The organism is Bartonella sp. TT67HLJMS, assembly GCF_042193375.1.
GTDB lineage: Bacteria > Pseudomonadota > Alphaproteobacteria > Rhizobiales > Rhizobiaceae > Bartonella > Bartonella grahamii.
The window spans coordinates 1-18,420 of sequence record NZ_JBHILP010000012.1; the positions used below are offsets into that span (position 1 = coordinate 1).

Here is an 18,420-nt window from a genome sequence, read left to right on the forward strand (position 1 = left end):
TGTACGGAGGTAAGGGATTCACTGGCACGTAGAGCATCTTCATCATTTGTACATTGTAAGATCCGTGTGAGCAAATGCGGCCGTACTGAGAAATGCTTCTTAAAAAAACACGTAAATGTGCAACATTAAGTATATTCCGTTTGGAGCGTTCCTCTATTAAAAAACGAGAAAAATAAAAGCGTAAGGCTATGCATAACCTTCATTATTTAAATGATATCGCTTTAGATACTTTTTAAAAAAGTAAAGCTGAATTAAAAAGAATATGGCAAGACTAGCCATTTATTTCACCTCTGCGCCTCTACATTCTTCTAAGATTAAACTGTCTTCTTGTTTTAAAGATGACACCAATGAGATATACATAAATGATGGTTTTCCACCTTGCTAGGAAAACTGGAGCAGCTCATAAGGCTCTTATCCGTATTAATATGTGTGCTGCTGCATTAGGATTGGATGTTGATTTACAAGCAGCAACAAAAGCACACGCTCTCTCAGGAAAGTAACATCATAAAACCATTAATAGACCAACAATGAATTGAAGAGAAATGCCGAATTTTTTATAAAACACTTTTCCAAACAACAACCATAACATAACAGACTTTGCGTTTTCTTATTCTGACAGCTGTTTGTACAAATCCTTTACATTATACTCTTCAGAAAGATCCCATTGAAGTAAATATATGGACAATTCTTAGCTCGAAATTATAAAAGGTAAGTGTGGTACTACAAAAGAGTTTTGTGTGCCTTTATTGATCAGAAAAGAGTATTTTTTCTTAGAAATTTACAATTGAAGTCAGTATAATTTATACTATTTTGCATCCGCAGCAATAACGGCTTTGGTAATTGAATCTGGATCTGCAACAGGTTCACCACGTTTAATTTTATCAACATTTTCCATACCTTCAACAACCTGTCCCCATATGGAATATTGACGATCAAGCCACGGAGCATCTGTAAAACAAATAAAAAACTGAGAATTAGCAGAATTTGGATTCTGACTACGTGCCATAGAAACTGTACCACGTTTATGAGAAAGATTTGAAAACTCTGCTGTTAAATTTGGTTTTTCTGCCCCCCCCATACCCGCACGGGATAAATTGAATTTTTCACTATCCTTCTTTCCAAATTGGACATCGCCAGTTTGCGCCATAAAACCATCAATAACGCGATGGAAAATAACATTATCATAAGCACCTTCACGTACCAATTCTTTAATACGTGCAACATGTTTTGGCGCTAAATCAGCCAAAAGCTCAATAACAACTCTGCCCTTTGTTGTTTCAAGAATTAAAGTATTCTCTGGATTTTTATTCTCAGCCATATGGAAAGCTCCTTTGATTCATTTCTCAACTTGTAAAGTAGCAGCATTAATAACATCAGGATTTTTTACAGATCCATTATTACTTGTCGTACCTTTTTTTATTTTATCAACAACATCCATCCCCTTTATAACCTCTCCAACAACCGTATACTGACCATTTAAAAAAGCAGCATTATCAAAACAAATGAAGAATTGAGAATTCGCGGAATCCGGATCTTGTGACCGTGCCATCCCAACAGTACCACGTTTAAACGGCTGCTTTGAAAACTCTGCCGGTATATTGGGATAATTTGAGCCACCCATACCAACGCGTTTCAGATCAAAATCTCTACTGCCTTTTTTTCCAAACTTTACATCACCAGTTTGTGCCATGAAATTAGGAATAACGCGATGAAACACAACATTATTATAGGCCCCCTCTTCTGTTAATCTTTTGATTTGCGCAACATGTTTTGGCGCCAAATCAGGACGCAGACGAATAATGACATCACCATCTTTGAGAGATAAAACAAGAAGGCTTGCATCACTCGCTGGACTAGAATTACCGGCGACAGCGGATAATGAAAAAAAACAAAACACACATATCAAAACAGCAAAAATTCTACGAGACACAATTATTCTCCCCTAAAAGATTGGAATTTCGAGCTCAAAGCTTGTGCAATATTGGGCGGTACAAATGGTGTTACATCACCTCCCATAGAGGCAATTTGGCGTACCAATGTAGAAGTTATCGCACGCCCAGAAACGCTTGCCGGCAAAAAAACAGTTTGCAATTCAGGAGCCATAACGCCATTCATCCCTGCCATTTGCATTTCATAATCAAGATCAGTACCATCACGCAATCCACGAATGAGAAATGAAGCACCAACTTCACGCGCCTTCTCAATTAGAAGGTTGCTAAATGAAAGAACCTGCAATCGATTAGAATCCGCACCAAACAAGTCTTTCCCTACCTGCGTAATGAAATCAACACGCTCTTCAAAGCTAAAGAGTGTTTTTTTGTCAGCCTGTATCCCTATAGCGACGATCACCTTATCAGCTAACACAAAACACCCTTTCAAAACATCAAGATGACCATTTGTAAGAGGATCAAAAGAACCTGCGTAAAGAGCAATTTTCATGATTTTACTCCATCCTCTTCAAAATTATTTTTCTTCGCTCATATCAACTGTATCAGAATGCTTCTCACCTTCATCATCTAATGAACTCGTATCATCTTCAGGTTCAGAAATACGTTCAACCGATACAACTCTTTCACCTTTGGCTGTATTAAAAATTGTGACTCCCTTAGTTGAGCGCCCAGCCGTACGAATTCCCTCAACAGGGACACGAATAAGCTGTCCCCCATCTGATACCAACATAATTTGATCTTGCGCCTTCACCGGAAAAGCCGCTACTAATTTACCAATTTCAGCTGTTTTAGATGGATCCGTTGCACGAATCCCTTTTCCGCCACGTCCCGAAATCCGGAACTCATAAGACGAAGAGCGTTTACCATAACCAAACTCACTCACCGTTAAAAGCATTTGTTCACGTGCATGAAGTTCTGCATAACGTTCATCTGTTAACTCTGTTTCAGCACCCCCATCTTCCTCATCAAGAGTTACAATATCTTCAACATCAGCATCTGCACCAGAAGCACGTCGTTCATTCATTACACGTTTAATATAAGCAGAACGCTCAATGGATGTCGCCTCGACATGCTCTAAAATTGTCATCGAAATGACTTTATCGCCTTTAGCTAAATTGATACCACGAACTCCCACAGAATTACGCCCAGCAAAGACACGAACATCAACAACTGGAAAACGGATACATTGTCCATTGGCTGTTGTTAGAACAACATCATCATGTTCTGTACAGGTTTCAACAGAAAGAATTTCATCTTCTTCATCAAGTTTCATTGCAATTTTACCATTACGATTAACTTGAACGAAATCTGATAATTTATTACGACGCACAGTTCCACGTGTTGTCGCAAACATAACATCCAATGCACTCCAGCTCGCTTCATCTTCAGGCAAAGGCATAATCGTTGTAATACGCTCACCTGGTTGTAAAGGAAGCATATTGATCAAAGCCCGCCCACGCGATTGGGGTGTCCCCAGCGGCAGTCGCCAAACTTTTTCCTTATAAACAATTCCACGTGATGAAAAGAAAAGAACCGGCGTATGCGTATTGGCAACAAACAACCGCGTTACAAAATCCTCATCCTTCGTGGACATACCAGAACGCCCCTTACCACCACGTCGCTGTGCACGATAGGTATTAAGAGGCACACGTTTAATATAGCCACTATGGCTCACCGTTACCACCATATCCTCTGGTGCGATCAGATCTTCACTCTCCATCTCAGCACTACCAAAACCAAATACGGTACGTCGCGGCGTTGCAAATTCCTCACGAAGAGCACTCAACTCATCCTTAACAATACACATAATGCGTACGCGTGATGCCAAGATATCAAGATAGTCAGCGATATCCACACCAATTTTATTCAATTCATCAGCGATTTCATCACGCCCAAGGGCTGTCAATCGTTGCAAACGCAATTCTAAAATAGCACGCGCCTGTTCTTCAGAGAGATTATAAGTACCATCCTCATGAATAATATGACGAGGATCATCAATAAGTTTAATCAAAGGCGCGACATCCATTGCTGGCCAGCGTCGTTCCATTAACTGTGCACGTGCTGTCTGCGGATCAGGAGCTTTGCGAATAAGTGCTATAATTTCATCAATATTGGCAACAGCAAGGGCAAGACCGACCAAAACATGTGCTCGCTCACGCGCTTTACGCAAAAGATATTTTGTTCGCCGACTGACAACTTCTTCCCGAAAAGAAACAAATGCACGAAGCATATCAAGCAACGTCATCTGTTCGGGTTTTCCCCCATTCAAAGCAACCATATTACAACCAAAGGAAGTCTGTAGAGGCGTATACCGATATAATTGGTTTAAAACAACTTCCGCAACGACATCTTTCTTCAGCTCAATAACGACCCGATATCCATCACGATCAGATTCGTCACGCAAATCAGAGATTCCCTCAATGCGTTTATCGCGCACCAATTCGGCCATTTTCTCAATCATCGTTGCCTTATTAACTTGATAGGGGATCTCACTCACAATAATTGCTTGTCGACCACTGCGAATTTCTTCGATCTCAACTTTAGCACGCATAATGATTGAGCCACGCCCTGTTTCATAAGCGGCACGAACACCAGAATGGCCGAGGATAATGCCCCCTGTAGGAAAATCCGGACCAGGAATAATTTCAATTATTTTATCGAGTGTGATATCGGGATTGTCAATCAAAGCGATACAACCATCAACGACTTCACCAAGATTATGGGGAGGAATATTGGTTGCCATTCCCACAGCAATCCCCCCTGACCCATTAACCAAAAGATTGGGGAAACGCGCTGGTAAGACAACCGGTTCACGCTCACGCCCATCGTAATTATCCTGAAAATCAACAGTATCTTTATCTATATCAGCTAAAAGTTCTTCTGAAACTTTTTCTAAACGACACTCAGTATAGCGCATGGCCGCGGGTGGATCACCATCAACGGAACCAAAATTTCCCTGACCATCAATCAATGGATTTCTTAAAGAAAAGTCCTGCGCCATACGCACTAAAGCATCGTAAATTGAAGCATCACCATGGGGATGGAATTTCCCCATAACCTCACCAACAACACCAGCAGATTTACGATATGACTTATTGAAAGAAAGCCCCATCTCATTCATAGCATGAAGGATACGTCGATGAACAGGCTTAAGACCATCACGAACATCAGGAAGTGCACGTGAAACAATCACGCTCATCGCATAATCGAGATAGGAGCGTTGCATTTCATCAATAATACTGATTGGTTCAATACCGGTTAGCACATCACGTTCTGGGTGTGGAGTAAGATCGGTCACAATTTTAAAACTTTCAAAAAAGAATCATTTCACTTTATTTATATCGAAAAATACACCAAAATGCTAATTTCTCCCCCATGACAAAAAAGAAATTTAACAATATTTTTCAATATGTTATTAATTTATGTTAAAATTACCAATAATAATCAACAATTTTCACTTCGCTAAACTTCAAAAATCTGAAACAAACAAATCATAAAGTAATCGTAATACGACAAATAATGACTCTTAAAAAGGTACGTCATCATCTAATTTGTGTGAAAAATCTTCTCCCAATTGATTATTATTTTGACCAAACGTATTTCTCTGATTTGAGTTACTATCGGCAAAGCCACCACTATAACTCCCCCCTTGACTTGCTCCTTGCTCCCCGCCCGCGGCGCCCCGCCCATCAAGCATTTGTAATTCGCCACGGTACTTTTGCAAAACAACCTCTGTTGTATAACGGTCATTTCCATTTTGATCTTGCCATTTTCGTGTCTGTAACTGCCCCTCAATGTAAATTTTGCTGCCTTTTTTTAAATATTGCTCTGCAACTTTGACAAGGTTTTCATTAAAAATAACAATATTATGCCACTCAGTGCGTTCTTTTCGCTCATTTGTATTCCGATCACGCCAACTTTCTGAAGTAGCAATACGTAAATTTGCCACTTGGTCACCAGAATTCAAACGGCGGATTTCAGGATCCGCACCAAGATTACCAATCAAAATAACTTTATTAAGGCTACCAGCCATCGCATAAACTCCAAAATTTTAATTCGTAAAATACTCTGTTTTATAACAGTTATAACCATCTCGACCTTCAATTTACATGTCTGCAATTGACCTTCAATATGGATATTGCTATCCTTTCCCAATATTGTATCCGTGTAATTATAACAAAAGATGATAAAGACGCATAGTTTATTCCACCACGAGAGAATAAAAAGCTGCTCATTTGTATTTTTCTTTTCACAAAACTTATACCTTCCTTTAGCATTAAAGCAGTTAAACACATTGTAATTCTAAAAAAACAGTTTTATTCCATTTTAGGTGCTCAGTTTTTGTCACATATGCCAAGGATAAAATATGACTTATCAAAAATATATCTCCATTCGCGGTGCACGTGAGCATAACCTTAAAAATATTGATCTCGATCTGCCTCGTGACAAACTTATTGTTATAACAGGACTTTCCGGATCAGGAAAATCATCCTTAGCTTTTGATACAATTTACGCTGAAGGACAACGCCGCTATGTCGAAAGCCTTTCAGCCTATGCACGCCAATTTTTGGAAGTCATGCAAAAACCCGATGTCGACCGCATAGACGGTCTCTCTCCAGCTATCTCCATTGAACAAAAAACAACCAGTCGCAACCCTCGTTCAACGGTAGGTACCGTTACTGAAATCCACGACTATATGCGTCTTCTCTTTGCACGTATTGGTATTCCTCATTCTCCTGTGACAGGACTTCCTATTGAAAGCCAGACAGTAAGCCAAATGGTGGATCAAATTATGTCCTTACCAGAAGGAACGCGAATTTTTATTATGGCCCCTTTGGTGCGAGGACGAAAGGGAGAATATAAAAAAGAGCTAACAGAACTTTTAAAAAGAGGATTTCAACGCGCTAAAGTTGATGGAAAATTCTATGAAATCGCTGATATTCCACCTCTTGATAAAAAATATAAACACGACATCGATGTCGTGGTAGACCGCATTGTTGTACAGAAGGATATCACCTCTCGCTTGGCTGATAGTATAGAAACCTGTTTACAGCTAGCAAATGGGCTTGCCATTGCTGAAATGGCAGACCAACCCTTGACACAAAAAGAAACGACAAAGGAATCTGCTCATAAGTCGAAAAATAATACACACAAACGGCTCATTTTTTCAGAAAAGTTTTCCTGCCCTGTATCGGGTTTTTCTATTCCTGAAATTGAACCACGCCTTTTTTCGTTCAATAATCCTTTTGGCGCCTGTCCTCTCTGCGATGGACTGGGCATCAAAAAAGCAATGGATCCACTGAAAATTGTGCCCAATAAAAATCTTACCCTCAAAAATGGCGCCATTGCTCCTTGGGCTAAATCGGATTCACTTTATTATAGCCAAACCCTAGAAGCATTAGGAAAAGCTTACGGTTTCAAACTCACAGATCAATGGTGTGAACTCTCTAATGAAGCACAACAGGCTATTCTCTACGGTACAAAAAGAGATGAAATTTCTTTTATCTATAAAAATAATTCTGGTTCGCATAAAACGACCCAACCTTTTGAAGGAATCATCCCTAATATGGAGAGACGCTGGAAAGAAACCGATTCTGCTTGGTCTCGAGAAGAAATCGAACGTTATATGTCTTCTTCGCCCTGCCCAGCTTGTCACGGTTATCGTTTAAAACCAGAGGCACTTGCTGTAAAAATCAACGGAATGCATATTGGGCAAATATCAGATCTTTCTATTCTAAAAGCAGATGATTGGTTTGCCAATGTTCATCAATATCTCACAGAAAAACAACGTAATATCGCCGTACGTATTTTAAAAGAAATTCGTGAACGTTTGGCTTTTTTAAATCATGTAGGATTGGAATATCTTACCTTGTCTCGAAATTCAGGAACGCTTTCAGGTGGAGAAAGCCAACGCATTCGGTTGGCATCTCAAATTGGTTCTGGTCTTACAGGCGTTCTTTATATTTTAGATGAACCATCTATCGGTTTACACCAACGCGATAACGAACGCCTGTTGGAAATGCTGCGCCATTTGCGCAATCTTGGCAATACAGTTATTGTTGTTGAACATGATGAAGATGCTATTCTCACAGCAGACTATGTTGTCGATATGGGGCCTGCCGCGGGCGTTCATGGTGGAGAAATCATAGCGCAAGGAACACCGCAGGAAATTATAGAAAATTCAGCCTCTCTCACAGGCCAATACCTTTCAGGAAAAATGGCTGTTAAAATGCCTACAGAGCGACGCAAAATATCAAAAACGAAAACACTTAAAGTCATCGGCGCCAAAGGAAATAACCTCAAAAATATCAATGCGAATATTCCTCTTGGAACCTTCACATGCATAACTGGTGTTTCTGGAGGAGGAAAGTCAACATTTCTTATTGAAACGCTTTTCAAAGCAGCATCACATCATATCATGGGCTCTCATCACAGCCCTGCCAGCTATGACAAAATTGAAGGATTAGAATTTCTTGATAAAGTCATTGATATCAACCAGTCCCCAATTGGACGCACCCCACGCTCTAATCCAGCAACCTATACAGGCGCTTTTACACCGATTCGTGAGTGGTTTGCCGATCTCCCAGAATCAAAAGCCCGTGGTTACAAAGCTGGGCGTTTTTCATTTAATGTTAAAGGGGGACGTTGCGAAGCATGTCAAGGTGATGGAGTCATAAAAATTGAAATGCACTTTTTACCTGATGTCTATGTTACTTGCGATGTCTGTAAAGGAAAACGCTATAATCGAGAAACACTAGAAATAAAATTCAAAGGACAGTCTATAGCCGATATTTTGGATATGACAATTGAAAAGGCAGAGGAATTTTTCCAAGCTATTCCCGCTATTCATAATAAAATGGAAACTCTCATTAAAGTAGGATTAGGTTACATAAAAGTAGGACAGCAAGCAACCACACTTTCTGGTGGAGAAGCACAACGTGTGAAACTTGCGAAAGAACTTTCACGTAAAACAACGGGACGGACACTCTATATTTTGGATGAACCGACAACAGGTTTACATTTTCACGATATTTCCAAACTTCTTGAAGTGCTGCATGAACTAGTCGAGCAAGGCAACACAGTTATAGTCATTGAACATAACCTTGATGTTATAAAGACAGCCGACTGGATTATTGATTTAGGACCAGAAGGTGGAGATCGTGGTGGTGAAATTGTTGCAATTGGACGCCCTGAAGACATCATTAAGGTTCCTGCTTCCTACACGGGAAAATTTCTAAAAGATGTTTTACTGCGCCCCTCTCCCTATAATTCCAATTCTTAAAAACGCTTTCCATTGTAAATACAGCATACGAACAAAGCCTGTACTTTTATTGTTACCTGTAAACACCAACACCTAAATTCCAGTGGTGCAACATGTTTAAAGCAAAGACTGAAACAATTTAGCGCTTTATAAGCTGTTTCAGTTTTCGTATTGCCCATAGGAACGCGCGCATAATTGCGTATTTATTCTCTGTTTTTTTATATCTGAAACGGCCAAACAGCCCAATTTGGAAAGAATACGAAGTTTTAAGGGGATAAATTAAGTTCCTATCTTTACATCTCCTTTTAATTTATCTTTACGATTTTCAAAGGAATCCGCAGCAGTATCTTATGAAGAGTGCCCATTGCTTCACGCTTTTGTTTATCGCGTTCCTTAATAGAATCACATTCCTCACGAAAAGACAAAACGCCCCAAACAAAATATATTTGCGTTGCCGATTCACACATCTGTTTTAAAGAAATATTCCTCAACGCTCTCAAGCCCATTTCACGACGGCACCTAATGCTATAATGATAAATCCATTATTGTATACCACCATCTTTACGTTTATGAAGGAGCATAATCGGCATCATTACACTCTTTTCCAATATGTGTCTCCCCCCTACTCCCTAATATTGCAAAAACTTTAGTTATCGAAAGCTTTCATAAAAAGCATTTTATTTTTTTCAAATGTTTTTATCCACACACTCGTACTATTCATGATATACAAAGGTATCGTTTTGATTGATTGACGATAAAAAGATCTAAAATGAGAAAACCTCACGCTATTAGAGTTTCTCATTCAGTGTAGAGAACGTCTAATTATCATTATAAGTCAACGTATTATCTAACAAAAAAGAAACAAAACTTTTTTATTATATTATTTTAATTCTTGTACAAGAATTGTAAGTTTTTTTCCAAAAAAACAGTATTTGACTTTATTCTACAAAAGAAACTCTCCTAAAAGAGTATAGAGTGTCATTATTTTCGACTTTTTGTGCACAAAGTATCTGTTGGACATCTTACAGTTGTCAATATAATGTGATGCAGTCTAAAAAGACAAAATAACGTTGGAGATAATTTCAGCATGAAAAAAATTGAAGCCATTATAAAACCTTTCAAACTTGATGAAGTGAAAGAAGCGCTTCAAAAAATTGGGTTACATGGTATTACAGTAACAGAAGCGAAAGGTTTTGGTCGTCAAAGGGAACATACAGAACTTTATCGTGGCACGAAATATGTTGTTGACTTTCTACCTAAAGTAAAGATTGAAATTGTTGTGTCCGATGAAAAACTAGAACAAACTGTTGATGCAATACGTAAAGCAGCTCAAACCAAACATATAGGAGATGGAAAAATATTTGTCTTTTCCATTGATGATGCCATTCGTATAGGCACGGACGAAACCGGTATCGATGCCCTTTAATAAATAACGAGAAAATTCACTTTTTTATCCACCTCAACGCCATATTAAGGAAATTGAATATGACAACCGCATCAGATATTATCAAACAGATTACAGACAACGAAATCCGTTTTGTTGATTTACGTTTTACTGATCCACGAGGAAAATTGCATCACATTACAATGGATATCGCAGAGATCAGCGAAGATACTTTTAGTGACGGTGTCATGTTTGATGGTTCTTCAATTGCTGGTTGGAAAACAATTAATGAATCTGACATGGTTTTAATGCCAGATCCAGAAACAGCACATATTGATCCTTTTTTTGCTCAATCTACTTTGGTCATATTTTGTAATGTACTTGATCCTGTCTCTGGTGAATTTTATCGTAGAGATCCTCGTTCTATCGCCAAAAGAGCTGAAGTTTATATGAAATCTTTAGGCATTGGAGATACAATCAATGTAGGTCCAGAAGCAGAGTTTTTTATCTTTGATGATGTGCGCTATAAAACGGATCCTTACAACACAGGGTTTAAACTCGATTCAAGTGAACTTCCCTCCAATGATGATACGGAATATGAAACAGGCAATCTAGGACATCGCCCACGAATAAAGGGAGGCTACCTTCCTGTTCCGCCGATTGATTCCTGCCAAGATATGCGTTCTGAAATGCTCACAGCACTCAAAGATATGGGCGTACAGGTCGAAAAACACCATCACGAAGTAGCAGCAGGCCAACACGAATTGGGTATTCGTTTTGATACACTCGTTCGCGAGGCTGACAAGATGCAAATTTTTAAATATGTTGTACATCAAATAGCAAACAGTTATGGAAAAACAGCAACCTTCATGCCAAAGCCAGTTTTTGGTGATAACGGCTCTGGAATGCATGTCCACATCTCCATTTGGAAAGATGGCAAACCCATTTTTGCAGGAAATGAATATGCCGGACTATCAGAAACCTGTTTATTTTTTATCGGTGGTGTTATTAAGCACGCAAAAGCAATCAATGCTTTTACAAACCCATCCACAAACTCCTATAAACGTTTGGTTCCTGGTTATGAAGCTCCTGTTCTTCTTGCCTATTCAGCACGTAATCGTTCTGCATCTTGCCGTATCCCAATGAGCTCCTCACCAAATTCAAAACGTGTAGAAGTTCGTTTTCCAGACCCAACAGCAAATCCCTATTTGGCATTTGCGGCCCTTTTAATGGCTGGTCTTGATGGCATCAAAAACAAAATTCATCCCGGACATGCTATGGATAAAGATCTTTATGATCTTCCCTTAAAAGAACTCAAAGAAATCCCTACTGTTTCAGGAAGTCTGCGTGAAGCGCTTGAAGCACTTGACAAAGATCGTGGCTTTCTTAAAGCTGGCGACGTTTTTGATGATGATCAGATTAATTCCTTCATTCAAGTAAAGATGCAAGAAGTCTTGCGCTACGAAACAACACCCCATCCTGTTGAATTTGACATGTACTATTCTGTTTAAACAATCAATACGCATTCTTTTGATTTTTAAAATGGAGGCAAAAGCCTCCATTTTTGTGGATATTCTTCTCATGCAAAAGCGCAAGAGGCTTTTTGCTCATCTGCTTTTCCTTTATAATGGGTTGAATCTCTTCAAATGAATTAACAAGGTTTCTAATGCCGCGAATTTGTTTTCTCATTCCCGTTCTTTTATGCATTGTCTTTATCACATCAACAACTCAAGCACATACAATAACCAATCAAAAACTCACAGCCCTTGAAAAAGCGACATCCGCTTATAGTAAAGCACTTAAAAATGCCGATGCAAATGCCATCTTAAATGCTATTCCTCCCCAAATCATCAACCGTTTAACCGCCAAAAAAAATCTTAGTCAATCACAATTTCGACAAATCATGAAAAGCCAAATAGAACGGTTGGCAGAAAGTTACAAGATTGAAACGATCAACATTGACCAAAAACAAAAACGTGAAGGTACACTTGATAATGGCACTCCTTATTTTGTTATACCCGTGGAGCTTGTAACCACAACAAATGCTGGAAAAAAATGCTCTATTCAAACTGAAATTATTGCCCTATTTTACAATAACCAATGGTATTTTATCCGTGGTAATGACGAAGCGCTCTTAAACATAACCAATGAACTATTTCCTGGACTTGAAAAAGTAAAAATCAATCCCCCAAAAGTCACAAAAATACTCTGAGCAAAAAGAATGCACGTAAATAAAAAATTTAACCCCTATAAACAAGTTGTAACAATTGTAGCCGCAGCCTTAAATTCAACTTTTTTATGAGCACGACGCACCATTGTTTCTTTATCTATTCCCCATTGTTCCATCATCCAATCTTCATCTAAATGGGCAATAGACCAAGCATGATCAGCATCAATGTTTCCCGCAGCAACAGCAAGAGCAATAAGAGCAGATCCCGTTAAGGTTGTCATCATATGAAGAGCAGCAAGCATATAAGGAGACTCAACGCTACGTAAATAATGACTCACAGCTTGAAGTGCTTCTGGTGATTGTTCCACATGCATCAGCCCTTCTGTCAAATAAAACCTTGAACCCAGTTTTTTTTCTGCCCAATCTAATAAAGGATCCCATTGTTCAGATTGTTTTTGCACCAGCTCTTTAGGTGTCTGTGCACGATAAAAGATCATATCACACGCAACGAAACGCAATAAATCTTCAAAAACAACCTGCATATCATCAGCAATACCATCAATAACAGTATTAACCAAACGCGTCATCGGCATTTTTGCAGGATCAACAACGTGCTTTTGGCTCTCAAATTCCTGAGCAACGTATTCAGCAAACACTTCTGTTGGCACATGAAAATGACGCCTTGCGGGCGTTTTAACGGGACGTTCATCTAATAAGATAGTAAAACGCCCTTCCTCACAAGCAATCTTCACTTGTTTATAAAATCGTTTTGCTAGCGGCTGACATGAAAGATTTTGAATCTTTTGAACAGAACTCTTTTTATTCTTATTCAATGGCATATCAAAATGATCCAAAATCTCACGCATCTTTGTTTACCTCTGATCTTTTCAAGAAAGCGAATGTTTTATGTACTTTAATAAAAGTTAATCCGACCTTCCCATGCCTCAAAGAAGGAAAAAGATCTTGCCAATCCCAATCTGATTTAAGAGTTATATTTCATGTTTCTTTTACAAACAAGGCAATGATAATATCTTTCATATATTCAATACAATCATGGCTATAGAATAATTTTTAAAATATTATCTTAATTAAAAAGCTAAGTATATCGAATTTGATAGTAAAGGTAATCATGCTTTACCATTTTGCCTATTATTCACCTACAATAATGTTATCGATACGGACAGCTTCAAAAACAATTTTTACAAAATATTAAAACAAAAAAGCTCATCATCAAAAAATGATAGAGCGGTGTGCTTTATGTATCATTCACCTTCGCTTAACCATTCTAATCATTCGTCTAACATATCCAATAAATATCCCCTGCGTAGAATTTTTCCTGCTCAATTACTCTCCTAAACAACGATGTTTTATGGCATAATAGGATAATGATAAGACCAAATTGTATCACAATTTTCTTTCACATATACATATATTTTTTAAAACACTAAATTATTTAACTTATTTTGCTTGATATACTTCAAATATTGCACTATTTTAAATCTATTATTATACTTAAAAAGTATAGAATTCATACAATCTGAAAATAATACTTTTATCTATACACTTATCCCTGCAGATACTAACTGCACAGCTGCAGCACAATAGTGGCTTGACAATCACAATCAAAATATTTCTTCCGCTGATTTAGAATCACGTATTATCTTATACACAACTCCTGAAAAAGCCTTTGAGAAACCCACCCAGAAAAAAGATGGATATCTTCTAAGGTGTACGGCTTACCCAGATTTGTATACACTCTCATATTTATGCGTTTAGGCGATATGCAATTGTTTAACAGCTTTATTATGCCTACTCACTCTATGGTTTTAACTAAACGCAATAAGTCTGATGAAATTAAAACATAGCGACTCACTCTGCCCCTCAATCTTTGCTAGCTAATTAATACGACAAAATATTTGCCAACAGAAATGCTGACACAACCGTTCTTTGTAATGCTGAAAAAGCAGTTGCTTGTATCACAACGTCTGTTGCGACAAACCGCTATAAGCTAAATATTATCGAAAATTTTGGACAAGTGCCAATGGTCTTTTTGCTCCACTCACTAAAGTCAGCTTATCATGAAACAGTCTGAAGCACTTCTTTCTATTGTTAATCTGATAAACCAATTTCGTGTGCACCAAGAACTCGATGGGAGTATTGAGGAACCAACTTCAGCGGATAATAATATGATCAATAAATTGATCACTCTGTTGAACTATCATGCAGATATTATTGACGGATTATCTCCAGAACTTTTAAATACCACTTCTGATGATCTTTATCGGTGGATGCTCAACAGTTTAATACTCCCCCAAAATTTGATAACACTTTGGCTGCATTCAAAGCACCATTACCAGACGCTCCGCTATTTCCCTTGGCTCCAATGCATGCAACGAATGGGACTGATCCGGAAAAATTCCGGATAAAATGAGTTACAGGCTACCGTCATGAAATAGCCTATCTTGCCAACGTAAAATATACAAAGAATTATGTATTACATTTTCAATGTATAAAAACGCGAATAGCATCAAAGGGTTGTTTAGAAGGCAATTGCATTGTTCTATTCCCAGAATCTGGGGCGACTGCTAAGAAAATTGATAAGCAGGCATTTGCTTTGTTTTTTTCAGCAAATTCTTCGATATTTACAATGAGCAAACAATTGTGGAAGCTGAATGTTTGCTTGATAGAGATAGTAAATTCTCGTTCGATCAATTGCATAGTTGTAACTTATCTAAAGAGGATATTTATGATGTTCGCTGTTTATGAGGCTATTATCATGACTATGCACATCATACTGGACCGCGACCATTGGATAAAAATCTGTATATAAAATTAAATTGGTTTACAGGTCTTCTAGAAGAAACTAAAGTGAACTTAATTACAGTGCTTATTATGCTACAAAATCATCCCAAATTTTGGAAAGAAATAACAGAGTTTGTCCTATTAGAACGCATATTTCGTTATCCAAAAGGTTCTGATCAGCATATGACATTCGGTTCTGGTACAGGTGTCTTGCTTTTTGAAATATTGGTGCGTAACAAAGTATTGTTTGAAACGGATCAGAGTTATCTTCAATTTTATTTGGAGCGTATTAAGCAAGTAATAGTATTAATGATAGCAGATATAGAAGCACTTGAAGCATTAGATTATGACTATTTGAAAAGGGGGGGAAGGATTACATCCAAAATAATCTTGGAAGACCGCAAACCTCAAAGCCACGATTTAATTTTTCAACCTCATATTATGCGCGGCGAGTCATTGGAGAATTAAATCAGTGAGTTTTTTAAAAGGACGGTTATTATTATTTACTTTTGCCATTCTGGCGTTGTTTTCTATAAGTTGGTTATTATCTAAGAATTTGGTTAGCAGTATACCGGTAATGCATGCAGTTGGACTTAGGTTGTGTGCTACTGCTGTAGCCTTATGGTTGATTGCAGTATTTCGTGAGAAAGCTGTTTTCAGATCCCTACCATTGCTTTCCATGATACCTTCTTTTTTAATTCTATCAGTGTTAGGATTCTCGTTATATTTTGTATGCAGCTTTGGTGCATTAAAATCGCTCAAAGCCAGTGATTTAACTATGGTTCTCGCTACTATTCCAGGTATTACCTACATATTGGGTGCACTGACGAATAGCCTTACGTTCTCATGGTTAAAACTTATCGGTATGATAATTGTCAGTGTAGCAGCTATAGCATTTAATATAAACAGTGCAGAGGGTGGATATTACAGCCTAATAGGAATAGCTCTTGCCTTAACAGCAGCACTTTCTTACTCTGCTTATGGCTTATTGTCTAAACGTTATCTTGAAAATCTACCTTTGCTCACCTCACTGGCTTGGATCACGACAATTTCTGCAGCATCATTTATGCCATTATTTATTTTTGATCCTGCCCCACTCTTATATCTTAAGTTAGAAGATATATTTAAAATATTGATTTTAGGAACTGTTTGCTCGGCACCAGTTTACGTATTATACCAAAAAGTTTTAGCCGAAGGAGGCGTATTATACGCCAATACTATCGGCGTATTATCTCCTTTTGCAGTGGTTGCATGTGAATGGATAATCGGCTCTAGCACTTCTCTCAATATTATCAAAATAATTGCTATGATTGTAGTTGTTATAGGGATGACACTCTTATTTATAGATGCATCAAAGGTATCTACATGGCAACATAAACGCCATTCTCAAAACTCCAAATTTAATGAGGAAACAAAATGAAAAAACTCGCGTTAGTTTGCCAGCGCAATGCAAAATTACCATTTATATTTGAAGCAGCACAAGCAGCTAATATCGAATTAGTAATGATTTATGATACCGCTGAAAGCGCTCCCACTCAACACCCCGCAGCAGTCACTTCAACTTGGCAACTTCCTGTTTTTGATAACCCAGAGGCAGCTCTAGACACTTTTGCAACGGGAGCAAAAGAACGCAATATTTCTGGGATTATGACCCTTCGCGAAGAAGCCATCCTATGGACAGCTTTGGCTGCAAAAAAAATCAATACTCCAAGTATTGAACCAGAAGTAGCAGCATTAACCAGAAATAAATATCTCATGCGTCAAACTTTTGCTAAAGCAGGCTTAAGAACACCAGGATTCTTTTATATAGATAATCCAGAAGACCTATCACAAACACAAGCCTTGGATTATCCACTCGTTATTAAACCCGTCTCTGGATGGGCGAGTACAGGCGTAATGTTAGCTAAAAATTCCGCCGAACTTCCTGATCTCATTAAAGCCGTATGGAATGTTCAGCATAAAGACATGGCACGTTTTAATGATAAAAATAAACCTGTAGGTTTAGTCGTAGAACAGTATTTGCCAGGAAAAGAGTTTGTCGTAGAATGCTTTGTTGATACAGCAGGTGTACATGTTCTGGCCGTTGGAGACAAGGGACAGCCTGAGGGACCATGGTTTGAAGAAACAATTTATCGTCAACGCTGTGATATAGATGATCCTTTAATTATTGCTTTATGTGAGACTGCATGCTCTGGAGTTAAAGCTCTTGGTATAAATATGGGTGCTGCCCATGTAGAGCTACGCTTAGATGCTAATAATTTACCTTATATCATTGAGATAGGCGCTCGTATAGGTGGATCGGGTGTCTCCCATTTTATTGTTGAGCAAGGTACAGGGATTTCATTTGCAAAACTATGTATGAATGCCGCTTTAGCTGAACAAAACTTAGACCTTCCCGATATACTCCCAGCTGAAAAAGTGGCTGCAAATTACATTATTCCTCTTCGTGGTCATGGACGGTTTTCTGGATTTTTAGGTCTAGATAAGGTTGCACAACATCCTCAAACCGCCAGAACTATCATTTTCTTTGAAACCAATCACATTTCACCACCTCCACCAGAATTTGGTGGATATCCTGGTTTTATTTTCTCTGTTCATAACTCAAACGAAGAAGCACGCAATTACCATAAATGGCTCGATGATACCTTAAGCATCATATGGAAACACCATGTTTATCAATAGTCCGATAAAGATATTTTTACTGACCCTGAACTTTGATATAAATCTTATCGATACAAATGAAGTCACAATACAAATGCGTTTTCCTAAAATTTCGCAAACGCTTTTTTCATATTTCAAAAACCAAGAATTAAGGAAGATATGATCTACTTTTACACCCCATTTTAATAAAAGC

General features: G+C 38.1%; 15 protein-coding genes and 1 pseudogene. 9 read left to right on the forward strand and 7 right to left on the reverse strand.

Annotation, left to right across the window (positions count from 1 at the left end; genetic code table 11):
* Positions 1 to 362: 362 nt before the first annotated feature.
* Complete coding sequence (locus tag ACFIJQ_RS07310; protein WP_375629502.1) at positions 363 to 500, forward strand: hypothetical protein; 138 nt, start codon at positions 363 to 365, stop codon at positions 498 to 500.
* A 305-nt stretch (positions 501 to 805) separates the two neighbouring features.
* Here ACFIJQ_RS07310 and ACFIJQ_RS07315 read toward each other — a convergent pair whose 3' ends face one another.
* The 5 genes and pseudogenes from ACFIJQ_RS07315 to ssb form a co-directional block, all read right to left on the reverse strand.
* The gene (locus tag ACFIJQ_RS07315; protein WP_375629505.1) at positions 806 to 1,318 is read right to left on the reverse strand and encodes a peptidylprolyl isomerase; all 513 of its coding nucleotides are present in this window, start codon (positions 1,316 to 1,318) and stop codon (positions 806 to 808) included.
* A gap of 18 nt (positions 1,319 to 1,336) precedes the next feature.
* Complete coding sequence (locus ACFIJQ_RS07320) at positions 1,337 to 1,930, reverse strand: peptidylprolyl isomerase (RefSeq protein WP_375629508.1); 594 nt, start codon at positions 1,928 to 1,930, stop codon at positions 1,337 to 1,339.
* Positions 1,920 to 2,439, reverse strand: a pseudogene (gene coaD, locus ACFIJQ_RS07325) (pantetheine-phosphate adenylyltransferase). The gene ACFIJQ_RS07320 and the pseudogene coaD overlap by 11 nt, the downstream one beginning before the upstream one ends.
* A gap of 24 nt (positions 2,440 to 2,463) precedes the next feature.
* Positions 2,464 to 5,247 (reverse strand): DNA gyrase subunit A, encoded by a 2,784-nt coding sequence (gene gyrA, locus ACFIJQ_RS07330; RefSeq protein ID WP_273788290.1) that lies wholly within the window; start codon positions 5,245 to 5,247, stop codon positions 2,464 to 2,466.
* 228 nt (positions 5,248 to 5,475) lie between these two features.
* Positions 5,476 to 5,982: a single-stranded DNA-binding protein gene (gene ssb, locus ACFIJQ_RS07335; protein WP_273788289.1), complete on the reverse strand. Its 507-nt coding sequence runs from the start codon at positions 5,980 to 5,982 to the stop codon at positions 5,476 to 5,478.
* 333 nt (positions 5,983 to 6,315) lie between these two features.
* Between ssb and uvrA the strand changes: the two genes are divergently transcribed.
* From uvrA to ACFIJQ_RS07355, 4 genes are all read left to right on the forward strand, one after another.
* Entirely contained in the window at positions 6,316 to 9,231 is a 2,916-nt protein-coding gene (gene uvrA, locus ACFIJQ_RS07340; RefSeq protein WP_273788288.1) for an excinuclease ABC subunit UvrA, read from the forward strand.
* A 1,066-nt stretch (positions 9,232 to 10,297) separates the two neighbouring features.
* A complete protein-coding gene (locus ACFIJQ_RS07345) occupies positions 10,298 to 10,636 on the forward strand; it encodes a P-II family nitrogen regulator (RefSeq protein WP_015856528.1) in 339 nt (112 codons plus the stop codon).
* 59 nt (positions 10,637 to 10,695) lie between these two features.
* Positions 10,696 to 12,105 carry a type I glutamate--ammonia ligase gene (gene glnA, locus ACFIJQ_RS07350; protein ID WP_015856529.1) on the forward strand — a complete coding sequence of 470 codons (1,410 nt, stop codon included), beginning with the start codon at positions 10,696 to 10,698 and terminating at the stop codon, positions 12,103 to 12,105.
* Positions 12,106 to 12,260: 155 nt separating this feature from the next.
* Positions 12,261 to 12,806: a hypothetical protein gene (locus tag ACFIJQ_RS07355; RefSeq protein ID WP_375629513.1), complete on the forward strand. Its 546-nt coding sequence runs from the start codon at positions 12,261 to 12,263 to the stop codon at positions 12,804 to 12,806.
* Between the two features lie 35 nt (positions 12,807 to 12,841).
* Here ACFIJQ_RS07355 and ACFIJQ_RS07360 read toward each other — a convergent pair whose 3' ends face one another.
* Entirely contained in the window at positions 12,842 to 13,630 is a 789-nt protein-coding gene (locus ACFIJQ_RS07360; protein WP_375629516.1) for an ATP12 family chaperone protein, read from the reverse strand.
* A 1,212-nt stretch (positions 13,631 to 14,842) separates the two neighbouring features.
* Here ACFIJQ_RS07360 and ACFIJQ_RS07365 point away from each other — a divergent pair.
* Positions 14,843 to 15,190: a hypothetical protein gene (locus ACFIJQ_RS07365; RefSeq protein WP_273788285.1), complete on the forward strand. Its 348-nt coding sequence runs from the start codon at positions 14,843 to 14,845 to the stop codon at positions 15,188 to 15,190.
* Positions 15,191 to 15,266: 76 nt separating this feature from the next.
* Here the strand turns inward: ACFIJQ_RS07365 and ACFIJQ_RS07370 are convergent, their stop codons facing one another.
* Complete coding sequence (locus tag ACFIJQ_RS07370; protein ID WP_273788284.1) at positions 15,267 to 15,482, reverse strand: hypothetical protein; 216 nt, start codon at positions 15,480 to 15,482, stop codon at positions 15,267 to 15,269.
* A gap of 90 nt (positions 15,483 to 15,572) precedes the next feature.
* Here ACFIJQ_RS07370 and ACFIJQ_RS07375 point away from each other — a divergent pair, with 90 nt between their 5' ends.
* The 3 genes from ACFIJQ_RS07375 to ACFIJQ_RS07385 are packed head-to-tail and all read left to right on the forward strand — an operon-like array spanning position 15,573 to position 18,248.
* A complete protein-coding gene (locus ACFIJQ_RS07375; RefSeq protein WP_375629520.1) occupies positions 15,573 to 16,034 on the forward strand; it encodes a hypothetical protein in 462 nt (153 codons plus the stop codon).
* 4 nt (positions 16,035 to 16,038) lie between these two features.
* Positions 16,039 to 16,986 carry a DMT family transporter gene (locus ACFIJQ_RS07380; RefSeq protein WP_375629523.1) on the forward strand — a complete coding sequence of 316 codons (948 nt, stop codon included), beginning with the start codon at positions 16,039 to 16,041 and terminating at the stop codon, positions 16,984 to 16,986.
* Entirely contained in the window at positions 16,983 to 18,248 is a 1,266-nt protein-coding gene (locus ACFIJQ_RS07385) for an acetyl-CoA carboxylase biotin carboxylase subunit family protein (protein WP_375629526.1), read from the forward strand. The genes ACFIJQ_RS07380 and ACFIJQ_RS07385 overlap by 4 nt, the downstream gene beginning before the upstream one ends.
* Positions 18,249 to 18,420: the final 172 nt, after the last annotated feature.

Coding starts and splice junctions, on each gene's coding strand:
- ACFIJQ_RS07310 (WP_375629502.1), top strand. CDS start 363: ATGATGGTTTTCCACCTTGCTAGGAAAACTGGAGCAGCTCATAAGGCT.
- ACFIJQ_RS07315 (WP_375629505.1), bottom strand. CDS start 1,318: ATGGCTGAGAATAAAAATCCAGAGAATACTTTAATTCTTGAAACAACA.
- ssb (WP_273788289.1), bottom strand. CDS start 5,982: ATGGCTGGTAGCCTTAATAAAGTTATTTTGATTGGTAATCTTGGTGCG.
- uvrA (WP_273788288.1), top strand. CDS start 6,316: ATGACTTATCAAAAATATATCTCCATTCGCGGTGCACGTGAGCATAAC.
- ACFIJQ_RS07345 (WP_015856528.1), top strand. CDS start 10,298: ATGAAAAAAATTGAAGCCATTATAAAACCTTTCAAACTTGATGAAGTG.
- glnA (WP_015856529.1), top strand. CDS start 10,696: ATGACAACCGCATCAGATATTATCAAACAGATTACAGACAACGAAATC.
- ACFIJQ_RS07355 (WP_375629513.1), top strand. CDS start 12,261: ATGCCGCGAATTTGTTTTCTCATTCCCGTTCTTTTATGCATTGTCTTT.
- ACFIJQ_RS07360 (WP_375629516.1), bottom strand. CDS start 13,630: ATGCGTGAGATTTTGGATCATTTTGATATGCCATTGAATAAGAATAAA.
- ACFIJQ_RS07365 (WP_273788285.1), top strand. CDS start 14,843: ATGAAACAGTCTGAAGCACTTCTTTCTATTGTTAATCTGATAAACCAA.
- ACFIJQ_RS07370 (WP_273788284.1), bottom strand. CDS start 15,482: ATGCAATTGATCGAACGAGAATTTACTATCTCTATCAAGCAAACATTC.
- ACFIJQ_RS07385 (WP_375629526.1), top strand. CDS start 16,983: ATGAAAAAACTCGCGTTAGTTTGCCAGCGCAATGCAAAATTACCATTT.